This is a genomic window from Paenibacillus sp. RC84 (assembly GCF_041260495.1).
In the GTDB taxonomy this organism is placed as follows: Bacteria; Bacillota; Bacilli; order Paenibacillales; family NBRC-103111; genus Paenibacillus_F.
The window spans coordinates 193,718-207,494 of record NZ_JBGBYL010000011.1 but is presented as its reverse complement, the minus strand read 5'-3'; the positions used below and the strand labels follow the sequence as shown (position 1 = coordinate 207,494).

Sequence of the window (13,777 nt, the reverse complement as noted above, 5' to 3'; positions counted from 1 at the left end):
CCCGCTGCAGTCGGGCTGTCAGGCCGCCGCACGCACGCTCTTGCTGCGGGCAGGCTTGGCGCCGGAGCGCCTCTTGCGCCCCGCACGCACGCCCTTGCGGCGGGCAGGCTTGGCGCCGGAGCGCCTCTTGCGCCCCGCACGCACGCCCTTGCGGCGGGCCGGCTTGGCGCCGGAGCGCCTCTTGCGCCCCGCACGCACGCCCTTGCGGCGGGCAGGCTTGGCGCCGGGGCGCCTCTTGCGCGCCGCACGCACGCCCTTGCGGCGGGCCGGCTTGGCGCCGGAGCGCCTCTTGCGCGCCGCGCGCACGCCCTTGCGGCGGGCCGGCTTGGCGCCGGTCCAAGGCGGCGGTGCAGCTTCGTCCGGGAAGCTCAGGACCGTGCCGACAGGCCGGGAAGCCAAGAGCCCCTCCGGAACCTGCACCACGCCCGCCCCGAGCCGCAGCCGCTGCGCTTCGGTCACCGGGTAACGGATGCCGTCCCGCAGCAGATAGAAGTCCGGCCGCACGCCCCTGACGATAACCAGGGGCCCGGGCACGCCGCCAAGGACGGGCGGGACCTGCGGCTGCGGATTGTTTTGGCGGACCGCCAGCTTGTTTTCCAGCCTTGCCAGAAGCTGCTCTTGTCTGGACCGGTAAGCCTCGATGCCGAAGACGCTCCGGACTGCGGAGAGGTTCGCTTCCCCGGTCTGCATCCGCAGAAGCGGGTCCTCGACCAGCTCTCTCATCCGTGCCGCGAGAGTCCGGGTATCTCCTCTCGGCACAAGAAAACGGGCATTCCCGGTATGCCCAAGAATTTCCCGCAGTCCGCCGGAATCGAAAGCGATCACCGGCTTGCCGAACATCATGCCTTCCAGTGCGGTCATGCCGAAGCCCTCTTCCGTCAAGCTCGGAACGACAACGAAATCCATGGCCGTATAGAGCGAGGCCACTTCTTTTTCAAAAGCGGTCCAATGAAATCTTCCGCCGTATCCCGATTGGACCGTCAAATTACGGCACTGCCGGTAAAAAGCGGAGTCCGTCGGTTTGCCCGCAATCAGGTAATGAACGTGAGGGTAAGCGGGACAAAGCTCCAGCGCGGCCCCGATAAAGTGATCCAATCCCTTGAGCGGATAAATGTCCGAAGCGATATAGCCCGCCAGCACTTCGCCGCTGCCGATGCCGGACCCGGCTCTGCGCCGCTCGCGCAGCACACTCCAGTCACCGCTCTCCATTGTTTCCTCATGCCAGGACGGATACATCACGATCTGCGATTCCGCTTCCCGGACGCCGAAGGGGACTAAAGTCGCTTCCGAGATGCCCGCTACCAGATCCGCATGCCGGTGGATAAACTCCGTCGAAACCGGCGTGAAGGCTGTGTCCGTCATTTTTTCCGTAATCATCCAGAGCACCGGAATCCCGAGAGCCTTGGCCGCCACAGGGGGCAGCACGTTGACACATGTATTAGAGATGACCAGATCAGGCCGATATTGACCGAGCACGCGCAGCAATTCCACCAAAGCTCCCGGCTCCGTGACCGGCAGCCCATCCAGCTGTCCCGTAAGACCGGCATCCGGGGTGTACACCTCCCACACGAGCGGGAACGGTACAACCAGGGTATAAATGCCGGCCGCCCGCGCCTCCCGGGAAAGAACACCTTCGCCGGGTACGACCAGGATGCAGTCATGCCGTTCTTTCAGTTCCCGGACCATGAAAAGCAGCAGCTTCTCGGCTCCGGTTATATGCTGTCTGGAGCACAAATGCGAGAACAGCATGATCCTTCGTGCATTCATCGGATACATACCTGCGGATCAGATATGGTGTTCACCTCCTTATCTGTGTGGGTAGTACAATATATTAGCGGGACATTCTACACGGCACGACAGTTGAACCCCTAGCATTCGTACAATTTGGAAAAACACAGGACGTTTTCACGAAAAACCGGCCTTCCTCATCCCGAATGCCCCGGCGTACATCCCGTGCCTGCGCGGAAACGGAGCGGTTTGGCGAAATCCGGCCGCAAAAAAAGGGACTTCCCCTAAGGAAGTCCCCGGCGGGTATCCGCACCGGAACGCTACCCGGCCGCCGCCTCTGTCGGAATATGCTCTCCGTCCGCGACGCCCTGAGAGAAGCCGGCCTGGAAGCCCGAATCGTACCCTTCGTTAAATGCCTGATTATAGGCGGCATCGACCGCGGTTCTGCGTCTCCCGGAAGCGGACAGGGGACGTTTTTTCCTCAGCCTTTTCCCCCGGCCGGCTTTCGCGCTTTTCTTCCTGCCGCCGGTCCCCTTCCGGGAAACAGCTCCCGCTCTCCTGCTTTTCACGGCTCCCGACCCGGACGCTTTCTTTAGCCCGGCCTTCCTTTTTACCGGCGGTTCCGATGAAGCCGTTCCGGCCGTCCGCCTTTTTTTTACCGATGCCGATTTGGCTCCTGTCTTCTTGTTCATGGTAGTTCTCGTCCCTTCCCCGTAAGTGATACGGGCAGGCGGCTGCCGCGCCTACGCGCTTCCTTCACTATATGCCGCTGCCGTCCCCGCCGCTTTCCGCTCGCGCCCCTATTGACGCCGGGAATCCCGGGAAAAATCAACCGAATACGACCCGGAACAAGTCCGTCAGCCGGTTCGTAAATGTATGCTCCCTCATCGTCCTGCTCAGTCCGCGCAGTGCAATTTCCCTGCCTTCTTCCTCATGGGTCAGGTAATACTCCAGCTTATCGCGGAGCTCTTCCGCCGATCCGTAGGTCACGATTTCCGTGCCGGGCTCGTAAAAACGGGACAGATCGTTCCGGATATCCGTCAGTTGAAGCACACCGCAGGCCGAAATTTCGAACGTGCGCGGGTTAGGAGAGACGGCTTGGATTCCGCGGCTGTTGTTGTTGAACTGTTCATCATCGTAGGCCCGATGCAGATTGATAACGATTTTCGATCCGTTGTAGTAATCGGCCGTTTCCTCGGGACCCATCCATTTGTTGAGATTGATTCTCCCGGACAGTTTGGAATAAGCGGCGAGCCGGTCCCACCATAAACCCGTAAAGTGAACGTCGTGTCTGAGCAGCGTGGGCGTTAAGGAATTGAAAATCTGGACCCGGTTCCAATACCCCGATCCTACGAAACAGGCTCCCCTGTTGTTCCCTGCCGCAACGGCTTTGGGACGGTACACGGAAGAATCCACGGCAAGGGGCAGATAGTAAACGTTCGGACACCCGCTTTCGGTATAAAAGCTGACGCAGTTCAGCTCTATCGTGAACACGTAGTCGAAAGACAGAGCCAGTTTCAGCGTCACGTCCGTATAATACGGATCGTCCAGCAGCCAGACGGCCGTTTTGATTCCCCAACTGCGGATCAGCTCCAGCTGGTCCAGGGGCAGCATCATCGCATCGAGCACCAGTACAAAGTCGGGCATTTCCCGGGCCGCCGTCAAAGCCAAGTCATGAGTTGGCTGGGCAAAGACAAGTTCCCGCACCATCGGCCGGATGGTTTCGATAATCCCCGTATCCAGAGGGGAATAAGGAAGTCCCTTCCCGGACGTTACATAGAGCACTTTTTTATCCCAAAAAGCCGTGGGCGCAAGAGAAATCCGGTGCATAATCGATTCGCACCGGCCCAGCCGGTAACCGGCCTGGGCGCCCAGGGTGTACCCGTTCTGCCAACCTTCCGCTTGTTTTACCGCGAGAGAACGGCCTCTTTTGGACAGAGCAGCCATCTGCTCCACCTCCTTCTGCAAATTCCGTCTAGCCGAAAACGATTTGAAGCAGTTGGCTAAGCCTTGCCTCGAAGCTGTGGCTTGCGCGCGTCTTCATCATCCCCCGGACGGCTATCTCTCTTCTTCGTTCCTCATTCCGAAGATAATACAGCAGCTTGCCTGCGCAGTCTTCCGGCGACTGGAACGTCTCTATTTCCGCACCCGGAGCATAAAATTCCGCGAGATCCCCCCGCAGGTCCGTTAATTGAAACGCTCCGCAGGCCGAAATTTCATAGGTGCGAGGGTTGATCGAACCCGCGGGCAGCCCGATTTTATTTTTACTGTACACGGGATCGAGGGGAGCCCGGTGCAGGTTTAATACGATTCTGGCGCCGTTATAATACTTCGCCGCCTCGTCCATCGGCTTCCATCCCAGGTGAATGCCCCCGCGCAGCTGCTTGTAATGCTTCAGCCGATCCCACAGCGCCCCGATCAGCACCACTTTTCTCCCCGCCAGCGCGGGAGCCAGCGCGTCGATAAAATCAATGCGGTTCGGAAAGGCGTTCCCGATAAAGCACACATCGCTGAGATAGGACGGTTCCGCCGGCTGCGGGTAATAAATATGCCCGGCCGCGGCCAGAGGCAGATGGAACACACGCTCGCACCCCAGGGACCGGTAGTACGCGACCGCGTTGCGCTCATGGGTAAAAATGTAGTCGTAATGAGGCACAATCGCCGGCGTGAGATCCATAAAATACGGATCGTCCGCGAACCAGATAGCCGTCTGGATCCCGAGCCTCCGGACTCCGTCCGCCTGGGCCAGATGATCCTCCGGGAACACATGGAGTCCGTTCAGCACCAGCATCATATCCGGCCTGGAGGCGGCGGCCGTCTGGAGCATATGCTCCGGCTTACATACGATAAGCTCCCGCGTCAAGCTTGCCAGCCCCTGCTGGATTCCCGCATCGATCGCTTCGAAACCCTGCAGGACAAACAGAACCCGCTTCTCGATAAAGCCGAAGGCCGGAGCGGGAAGCCGGTTCAGAACCGCCTGGCAGCTGCCGTAGCGGCAGCCTTGTTCCCAGCCTTGTTCCCAGCCTCGGCTCCGGGCTTTCTCCGGCGTTTTCACGGGTTGCCGGCCGCGTTTAACCCGTTCACGCATGACTGGCTTCTCTCCCGTCCGCCAGGTCCGTCAGGAGAAAGTGACGGAGCGCTTCCTTCCACGGCCGGAGCGGCTTGACGCCGATCGCCCCGGAAGCTGTATCGGCCAGCGCCGAGTGTGCCGGTCTTGCCGCCGGGAGAGGAAACATGTCGGCCTTGGCCCGGCGCAGCTTCACGCCTTCCATACCGAGAACCCGGATGATCTCGCGGGCGAATTCGTACCGGGTGCAGACGCCTCCGTTCGAGCCGTGATAAGTCCCGTATTCCTCCGTTTCAATGAGCGAGCCGATAAAGACGGCCAGATCGTGGCTGTAGGTCGGCGATCCGAATACATCGTCCACCAGGCTCAGTTCGGCTCCCCTCCTCGCCTTCTCCACGATTTTGGCGACGAAATTGTTGCCTCCGCGGCCGTACAGCCAAGAAGTCCGGACGATAAAATGACGCTCGCACAGCATCGACGCGAATTTTTCCCCGTGCAGCTTGGAGGTCCCGTAAACACTGAGCGGATTCGGTTTATCCCGCTCAATATAAGGAGCGCCTTTACAGCCGTCGAACACGTAATCCGTGCTGACGTAGACGAACTTCGCTCCGATGCGTTCAGCCGCCTCCGCCATATGCCAGGTGCCTGCGGAATTTACACGGTAGGCCCGGTCGATCTCGCGTTCCGCCCCGTCCACGTCCGTATAAGCCGCCGCATGGATAATAATCTCGGGCTGTTCCCGGAATACGGCCGCGTCCACGGCCGCTCCGTCTCCAACATCCAGCTCGTGCCGGGTCAATGCGGCAAGCTTATGCCGCGGGGACAGTACCCGGACAAGATCGCTCCCGAGTTGTCCCCCCGCACCGGTAATCAGTATTTTCATGCGGGACCGCCTCCTTTCAAGAGATGATGGCCCCGGTATTCTCCGCTTAAAATCCGCTCCCACCAGGTCCGGTTCCGGACGTACCAGTCCACTGTAGAGCGCAGTCCCTCCTCAAACGTATAAGCAGGCTTCCAACCCAGCTCCCCGGTCAGCTTGGAAGCATCGATCGCGTATCTTCTGTCATGACCCGGCCGGTCCGGAGCAAAGGAGATCAGGGTGTCTGGCTTGCCAAGCGCCTTCAGGACGGTCCGGGCGACTTCCAGGTTCGTGCGCTCGCTGCCTCCCCCGACGTTGTAAACTTCACCCGGCCTGCCGGATTCGAGCACGGCGGCGATGGCCGCGCAATGATCTCCGACATGAAGCCAGTCGCGCACATGCTCCCCGTCTCCATAGAGCGGCAGCGGCAAATCCCGCAGCGCCCGGATGATGAGAGTGGGGATCAGTTTTTCCGGAAACTGCATCGGCCCGTAATTGTTGGAGCAGCGTGTGACGGCAACCGGGTATCCGTAAGTTTCATGGTAAGCCCGCGCCAGCAGATCCGAGCCCGCTTTGGAAGCCGAATAGGGACTGTTGGGCGCAAGGGGAGTCTCTTCGGTAAAAACGCCGGAGGTCCCGAGCGTCCCGTATACCTCGTCCGTGGAGACATGGACAAATTTCGGGACGCCCTCCCGGCGCGCGGCTTCCAGCAGTTGCTGGGTCCCCAGCACATTCGTCCGCACGAAAGCGGCGGGTTCCCGGATGCTCCGGTCCACGTGAGATTCGGCGGCGAAATGAACGACAGCGTCTATGGAGGTTCCGCCCATCAGCCGCTCAAGAAACGGGGCATCCGCGATATCTCCGCGAATAAACCGGTAACGGGGCGAATCCTGAAGATCCGTCAGGTTATACGGGTTGCCCGCATACGTAAGCAGGTCCAGATTAATCAGCGAGTCCTGCGGATGACGGTTGTGCCAGAACCGGATAAAATGACTGCCGATAAACCCCATACCGCCTGTTACAAGGAGAACGGCCATTATCCTTCCTCCTCCTTCCACATGTGGCGGATCGCTTCATACAGGGATTCGTGAGTTCCCGCATCCACCCACCAATTGCTCAATATCCTGTAGGCAAGCCGTCCTTTGAGGGCATACGCATTGTTTACGTCCGTAATTTCCAGCTCTCCCCGCTTGGAGGGACGGCACGTTTTCAGAACACGGAACACCTCGGCGTCATAGAAATAAATCCCCGTCACACTGTAAGAGGATTTCGGCCTTGCCGGTTTTTCATCAATATGGACAATCCTTCCGTCCGTCAAAACAGGCACGCCGTACCGTTCGGGGTCGGGTACTTCTTTCAGCAGCACCATGGCTCCTTCAGACTGGCTTTCGAAATCGCGAAGAAAAGGCTCCAGAGAATCCTGAAAGAGATTATCCCCGAGCAGCATCACGAATTTCTTATCCCGCCCGATAAAACGCTCCGCGAGGCCAAGCGCTTCGGCAATCCCCCCGGCCTGTTCCTGGACCGCGTACGTAATGGAAACGCCCCACTGCGAGCCGCTCCCCAAATATTCCGTATACAGACCGGCGGATTGCTTGCCCGTGACCAGCAAAATTTCTTTCACGCCCGCTTCCTTCAGCTTCATCACGGAATAATGAATCATCGGATATTTCCCGACAGGCAGAAGATGCTTATTCATCAGGTTCGTCAAGGGACGCAGTCTGCTTCCCGTTCCACCCGCCAGTATAACTCCTTTCACCAGGCACACCCCTTTCCCGCATGCTTTCCGGAAATAAGAAAGCCGCTGCCAAACTTCACGATTTAATTTCCAGTTCACACCTGAAGATCACATGGTAAATCATATGCTTTTCCCCATTCCGCGAATAAGGACTCCCAACCACTCTGCTCAAAATTGGCTTTTGTACGGCGCTATTTAGCCCGGTGGAAAAAGAAAAAACCTTCCCGTTAAAGGAAGGTTTTCAATGAACGCTATTTAAAAACTCCGTCTGCCGCAATCAGCCCTTGGAGCCGACCGCAATCCAGTTTAGAACAACATCGAACGCAAGTCCCGGCTGTGTCCGGACAATCGAGAGGACGGCCGTCTTCACCGTTTTCTGTTTGCATACCGCATAGCAGGCCGGATGGCTGCCTGTCGCCACAAGCACGTAAGAGGCATTCGCAAAAGGTTCCTCGAAGGAGATGCCGATTTCCAGTACGTCGTCCTGCTCCTGGAAACGGAAGTCCGTCAGACCGAACTGCTGAAGCACGGCCTTTTTGCCCGAAGGAGCCTGCACCGGCCGGAAGGCCAGTTTGCTCTCTTCTACGGCCCCTGCCGCCAGATGCTCGGCATGCACCGATTCCGGGGCCAGCTTCGCTTCCGTTACGGAAGCTTCCGCCAGATGGATCGGCTGGACCGCGCCTGCGGAAATTTTGTTGAAAGTAACGCTGCCCTCGGCCAAATGGCCGTTCTCGACGGATTGGCTCCGGAGATGCCCCGCCCCGATCGAACCCGAAGCGATTTTGTCTTCCGTGACAGAACCGTTTGCGAGATGATTCGTATCCACGGCATCGGCTTGCAAATGCTCGCTTCCCACGGCCGATGGCGCCAGTTTAGCGGAAGATACCGCTTCGTCCGCAAGCTTTTCACCGGTCACCGCCCTGTTCGCGATAAGGAGAGACAGAACCGAGGAAGCCTGCAAATGCCCGCTCGCCACAGATCCCATCGCCAGGTGATCTTCCGTGACGCTCTTCGGAGCCAAGTGGGCGCCGCGATGATCGGCAAGCTCCCGGATCGAAAGCGCGTCCGGATGAAGGTGCGCCAGCGTGATAGTTCCCGGTTGGACGTGATCGCCGGTTACGGCTCCTTTGGCCAGCGCTTCGCCGGTCACGGCTCCTTCCGCCAGCGTTTCGCTCCTCACCGATCCATGCGCCAGCGCTTCGCCCGTTACCGCTCCGTTTGCCAGCGCCTCGCTCGTCACCGATCCGTATGCCAGCGCTCCGCTCGTTACGGCTCCTGCCGCTAGCGCTTTGCTTCTCACGGCTCCTTCAGCAAGCCCTTCACTCGTCACCGCGCCTGCCGCTAACGCCTCGCTCGTCACCGCGCCTGCCGCCAGCGCTTCGCTTGTTACCGCGCCCGCCGCCAGCGCCTCGCTCGTCACCGATCCGCTCGTCAGCGCCTCGCTCGTCACCGATCCGCTCGCCAGCGCTTTACTCGTCACCGATCCGTACGCCAGCGCTTTGCTCGTCACCGATCCGCTCCCCAGCGCTTTGCTCGTCACCGATCCGTACGCCAGCGCTTTACTTGTCACCGATCCGTACGCCAGCGCTTCATTCGTCACCGATCCGTTCGCCAGCGCTTCGCTCGTCACGGCTCCTTTCGCCAGCGCCTCACTCGTCACCGCGCCTGCCGCTAACGCTTCGCTCGTCACGGCACCTTCCGCCAGCGCTTCGCTTGTCACGGCGCCGCTCGCCAGCGCCTCGCTCGTCACCGCGCCTGCCGCCAGCACTTCGCTCGTCACCGACCCGTTCGCCAGCGCTTCGCTTGTCACCGATCCTTCGGCCAGCGCCTCACTCGTCACCGCGCCTACCGCCAGCGTTTCACTGATCACCGACCCGTTCGCCAGCGCTTCGCTGGTCACCGATCCTGCCGCCAGCGCCTCACTCGTCACCGCACCTGCCGCCAGCGCTTCGCTCGTCACCGACCCGTTCGCCAGCGCTTCGCTCGTCACCGCGCCTGCCGCCAGCGCCTCACTCGTCACCGCGCCTGCCGCTAACGCTTCGCTCATCACCGCCCCGTTCGCCAGCGCTTCGTTCGTCACCGATCCTTCGGCCAGCGCCTCACTCGTCACCGCGCCAACCGCCAGCGCTTCACTGGTCACTGACCCGTTCGCCAGTGCCTCACTTGTCACGGCTCCACTCGCCAGCGCTTCGCTCGTCACCGATCTTTCGGCCAGCGCCTCACTCGTCACCGCGCCTGGTGCCAGCGCTTCACCGGTCACCGATCCGTTTGCCAGCGCCTCACTTGTCACGGCTCCACTCGCCAGTACTCCGCTCGTCACGGCACCTGCCGCCAACGCTTCGCTCGTCACGGCTCCATCCGCCAGGGCTTCACTGGTCACCGACCCGTTCGCCAGCGCTTCGCTCGTCACCGCGCCTGCCGCCAGCGCTCCGCTCGTCACCGCGCCTGCCGCCAGCGCTTCGCTCGTCACGGCTCCATCCGCCAGCGCTTCGCTGGTCACCGATCCGTTCGCCAACGCTTCGCTCGTCACGGCTCCATCCGCCAGCGCTTCGCTTGTCACCGCTCCGTTCGCCAACGCTTCGCTCGTCACCGCGCCTGCCGCCAGCGCTTCGCTCGTCACGGCTCCATCCGCCAGCGCTTCGCTCGTCACCGATCCGTTCGCCAACGCTTCGCTTGTCACCGCGCCTGCCGCCAACGCTTCGCTCGTCACCGTGCCTTCCGCCAGCGCCTCGCTCGTCACCGAGCCGCTCGCCAGCGCTTCGCTCGTCACCGAGCCGCTCGCCAGCGCTTTACTCGTCACCGATCCGCTCGCCAGCCCTTTGCTCGTCACCGATCCGTACGCCAGCGCTTTACTCGTCACCGAGCCATACGCCAGCGCTTCACTCGTCACGGCTCCGCTCGCCAGTGCTTCGCTGGTCACCGATCCGTCCGCCAGCGCTTCGCTGGTCACCGCTCCGTCCGCCAGCGCTTTGCTTGTCACCGCTCCGTCGGCCAGCGCTTCGTTTGTCACCGCTCCGTCCGCCAGCACTTCGCTGGTCACCGATCCGTCCGCCAGCGCTTCGCTGGTCACCGCGCCTGCCGCCAGCGCTTTGCTCGTCACCGCGCCTGCCGTCAGCGCTTCGCTCGTCACGGCACCTGCCGCTAGCGCTTCGCTCGTCACCGCGCCTGCCGCCAGCGCTTCGCTCGTCACCGACCCTTCCGCGAGCGCTTCGCTTGTCACGGCACCTTCTGCCAGCGCTTCGCTCGTCACCGCTCTGTACGCCAGCGCTTCGCTTGTCACCGATCCGTACGCCAACGCTTCGCTTGTCACGGCGCCTCCCGCCAGCGCTTCGCTCGTCACCGCACCTTCTGCCAGCGCTTCGCTCGTCACCGCTCCTGCCGCTAGCGCTTCGCTCGTCACGGCACCTTCCGCCAGCGCCTCGCTTGTCACCGCGCCCTCAGCCAACGCTTCGCTCGTTACGGCCCCTTCCGCGAGCGCTTCGCTCGTCACCGCGCCTTCTGCCAGCGCTTCGCTCGTTACCGCTCCGTACGCCAGCTCCTCACTCGTTACCGCGCCCGCCGCCAGCGCTTCGCTTGTCACCGCGCCTTCCGCCAGCGCTTCGCTCGTCACCGCTCCGTACGCCAGCTCCTCACTCGTCACCGCGCCCGCCGCCAGCGCTTCGCTCGTCACGGCACCTTCCGCCAGCGCCTCGCTCGTCACCGCTCCGTACGCCAGCGCTTCCCTCGTCACGGCTCCTTTCCCTAGCGCTCCACTCGTTACGGCGCCTGCCGCCAGGGCCTTACTCGTCACGGCTCCGCTTGCCAGCGCTTCGCTCGTTACGGCGTCTTCCGCGAGCGCTTCGCTCGTCACCGATCCATTCGCCAGCGCATCCCTCGTCACGGCTCCGCTCGCCAGAACATCCCTCGTCACGGCACCTTCCGCCAGCGCATCCCTCGTTACGGCGCCTGCCGTCAGCGCTTCGCTCGTCACCGAACCTGCCGCCAGCGCCTCACTCGTCACCGAGCCCGCCGCCAGCGCTTTGTTGGTTACGGCGCCTGCGGCCAGCGCTTTACTTGTCACCGAGTCTACCGCCAGCTTCTCGTTCGTCACCGAGCCGGCCGCCAGCGCTTCCCTCGTTACCGCCCCACTCGCAAGCGCTTCACTCGTCACTGAGCCGCTCGCCAGCGCCTTGCTCGTCACGGCTCCGCTCGCCAATGCTTCGGTCGTCACGGCGCCTTCCGCCAGCGTTTCCCTGGTCACAGCCCCCTCCGACAATGCATCGCCCGTCACGGCTCCGCTCGCCAGTGTCTCGCTCGTCACCACGCCTTTCGCCAAATGCTGCTGCTTAACGGAACCCGCCGCCAGATGGCGTCCTTCCACAGCGCTTGAGGCGAGATGAACGCCGCTAACCGCGCCTTCCTTCAAGTGGCTTCCGTTAACGCTCTGCTCGGCTATTTTAGCCGCCGTAATCGCGTTGTTCGCAATATGAACGGACTGTATGCTGAACGGCTGGATATGCTCGCTTTCTACGGCTCCGCGGGCCAGCTTTTTGCTCGTTACGCTGCTGTCGTTCAGTTTGGCTGTACTGACCGCATAATCCGTCAGTTTATCCGTCGAGACCGATTCCGTCGCAAGTTTGGATGTGGTGACGGCCTGATTCGCCAAGTGAGAAGTCAAAACCGCACCTTCGTCGATATGACGGCTTTCGACAGCTCTCCGGCCGATTTTCAATGATTTTATAGCTCCGTTCTCAATCAGCTCCTCCGTAATTTGAGCCGAACCGATATGGCCGGAACGAATTTCTCCCTCCGCGATATGAACCGATAGAACAGAACCGTCCGCCAAGTGTTCGGGACGAACCGATTTTTTCGCAAGCTCTCGGAAGCCCACCGCTTCTTCCGCCAGCTGAGCGGAATCGACGGCGCCGGGAGCCAGCTTTTCCCGTGTCACGGAACCCGGCTTCAAATGCTCGCTCCCGATCACTCCGCCTCCGATATGTTGGTCCCCCACCGAACCTTTCGCCAAGTGGACGGCATTCACCGCTCCGGCGGAAAGTTTGTCGCCCGATACCGTTCCCGACACCAAATGGGATGCCGAAATGCTGGCCGGCGCTATTTTTTCCCCGGTCACCGCTTCATGCCGGAGCTTCTCGGTAGTTATCGCATCTTCGGCAAGCTTCGCCGAATTAATGACATAGTTGCCCAGATGGCGGGATTGGACGGCACCGCTTTTGATTTTATCCGAAGTCACGGCCTGATCTTCAAGCAGTTCAGGGGTTATGCTGGCTTCGGCCAAATGATGAGACTGGATCGAGTAGGGGGCGAACTTGGCCGCATCGATCGTCCCGTCGGCAAGCTTTTCGACCGTGATGCTTTTATCCGCGATCTTATCGCTGGTGATCGAACGGATCTGGATATGATCGCCGTTCACGATGCCATAAGCCAGATGCTCGCGGAGTACGGCACCGGGAGCGAGTTTCTCGCTGGTTACACTGCCGTCGGCCAGTTTCGAGCGCTCAACCGAAAAGTCTTGAAGGGAGCGTGTGCCGATACTGTTCGGCTTCATTTTCGACTCGTCGATGGCGCGGCTGGCGATTTTCTCACCCGTAACGGCGGCTTCCACAATATCGTCGGTATACACGACACCTTCGCTGCCGCGTTCTTCTTTACGCTCCGACAAAAGCAGCAGCGGCGAACCGTTTTTGCCGGTTTTGAAGATATCCGGCTGGGCTTGACGGTTTGAATTACCGCCATCTTCCGGAGCTTCCGGAGCTTTTTGTGCTTCTGAAGCTTTCGGTACTTCCGGAGCCTTTCGGGCTTCCGGGACTGCCGGAGCTTCTAAAGCTTCCGGAACATCGGAAGCCACGACTGCTTCATCGTCGTCCTCTTCACTTATCGAGTGGTCTTCGGCCGCATCGTGCACTAGCAAAGATTCTTCGAAATCCTCCGGCATTTCTTCGCCGGCATAAATATCCTCGTCTTGCACAAGCTCAGCGGCAACCGACTTGATCGCGCTTTTTTCCTGAGCGGCGGATGCGGATGCCTTCGCAAAACCTTTTCCGTCCGATTCCGTCTGCTTTCCTCCGCCGGCAGCTCCTTCGGCTTTCGCCCTGAGGAGACCCTGAGGCTTTGGCCGCTCGGCTTTACGGAGCGCTTCGGCTTCCGCTTTGGATATGACGGCATCTTCACGCTCTTTCTTCTTCTTCGGATCCTCATCCAGCCAGCGCAACTCATTCATGCTCGCATTGTATTTACTGGAGGCCGGACGCTGCGCGCCTCCCGCCGGGTTTTTCTTTTTTTTCATTCCCATCTCCCTTTCCGGTTCTTCTCCCTCCTGTATCCTATGCAGCGTTCCGCTCCGGTGTTTATGCCTATTTATGAAAAAAAAAGGCGCGGACACGGTCCG

At 60.7% G+C, this 13,777-nt stretch carries 8 protein-coding genes; all 8 read right to left on the bottom strand.

Translation table 11 applies throughout. From position 1 onward, the window contains the following. Window positions 1–18: 18 nt before the first annotated feature. The 8 genes from ABH899_RS24130 to ABH899_RS24095 all read right to left on the bottom strand — a co-directional run bounded on the left by ABH899_RS24130 (window position 19) and on the right by ABH899_RS24095 (window position 13,675). The gene (locus ABH899_RS24130) at window positions 19–1,767 is read right to left on the bottom strand and encodes a glycosyltransferase (RefSeq protein WP_370001159.1); all 1,749 of its coding nucleotides are present in this window, start codon (window positions 1,765–1,767) and stop codon (window positions 19–21) included. A gap of 281 nt (window positions 1,768–2,048) precedes the next feature. Further along, on the bottom strand, window positions 2,049–2,420 hold the full coding sequence (locus tag ABH899_RS24125; RefSeq protein ID WP_370001157.1) for a hypothetical protein: 372 nt from the start codon (window positions 2,418–2,420) through the stop codon (window positions 2,049–2,051). A 136-nt stretch (window positions 2,421–2,556) separates the two neighbouring features. Further along, entirely contained in the window at window positions 2,557–3,675 is a 1,119-nt protein-coding gene (locus tag ABH899_RS24120; RefSeq protein ID WP_370001155.1) for a CgeB family protein, read from the bottom strand. A gap of 28 nt (window positions 3,676–3,703) precedes the next feature. Then, the gene (locus ABH899_RS24115) at window positions 3,704–4,816 is read right to left on the bottom strand and encodes a CgeB family protein (protein ID WP_370001153.1); all 1,113 of its coding nucleotides are present in this window, start codon (window positions 4,814–4,816) and stop codon (window positions 3,704–3,706) included. Then, entirely contained in the window at window positions 4,809–5,678 is an 870-nt protein-coding gene (rfbD, locus tag ABH899_RS24110; RefSeq protein WP_370001151.1) for a dTDP-4-dehydrorhamnose reductase, read from the bottom strand. Before rfbD ends, ABH899_RS24115 begins: the two co-directional genes overlap by 8 nt. Continuing rightward, the gene (gene rfbB / locus ABH899_RS24105; protein WP_370001149.1) at window positions 5,675–6,691 is read right to left on the bottom strand and encodes a dTDP-glucose 4,6-dehydratase; all 1,017 of its coding nucleotides are present in this window, start codon (window positions 6,689–6,691) and stop codon (window positions 5,675–5,677) included. Before rfbB ends, rfbD begins: the two co-directional genes overlap by 4 nt. Further along, window positions 6,691–7,413 carry a sugar phosphate nucleotidyltransferase gene (locus ABH899_RS24100; protein ID WP_370001147.1) on the bottom strand — a complete coding sequence of 241 codons (723 nt, stop codon included), beginning with the start codon at window positions 7,411–7,413 and terminating at the stop codon, window positions 6,691–6,693. Before ABH899_RS24100 ends, rfbB begins: the two co-directional genes overlap by 1 nt. A 256-nt stretch (window positions 7,414–7,669) precedes the next feature. Beyond that, on the bottom strand, window positions 7,670–13,675 hold the full coding sequence (locus tag ABH899_RS24095) for a WIAG-tail domain (protein ID WP_370001145.1): 6,006 nt from the start codon (window positions 13,673–13,675) through the stop codon (window positions 7,670–7,672). Window positions 13,676–13,777: the final 102 nt, after the last annotated feature.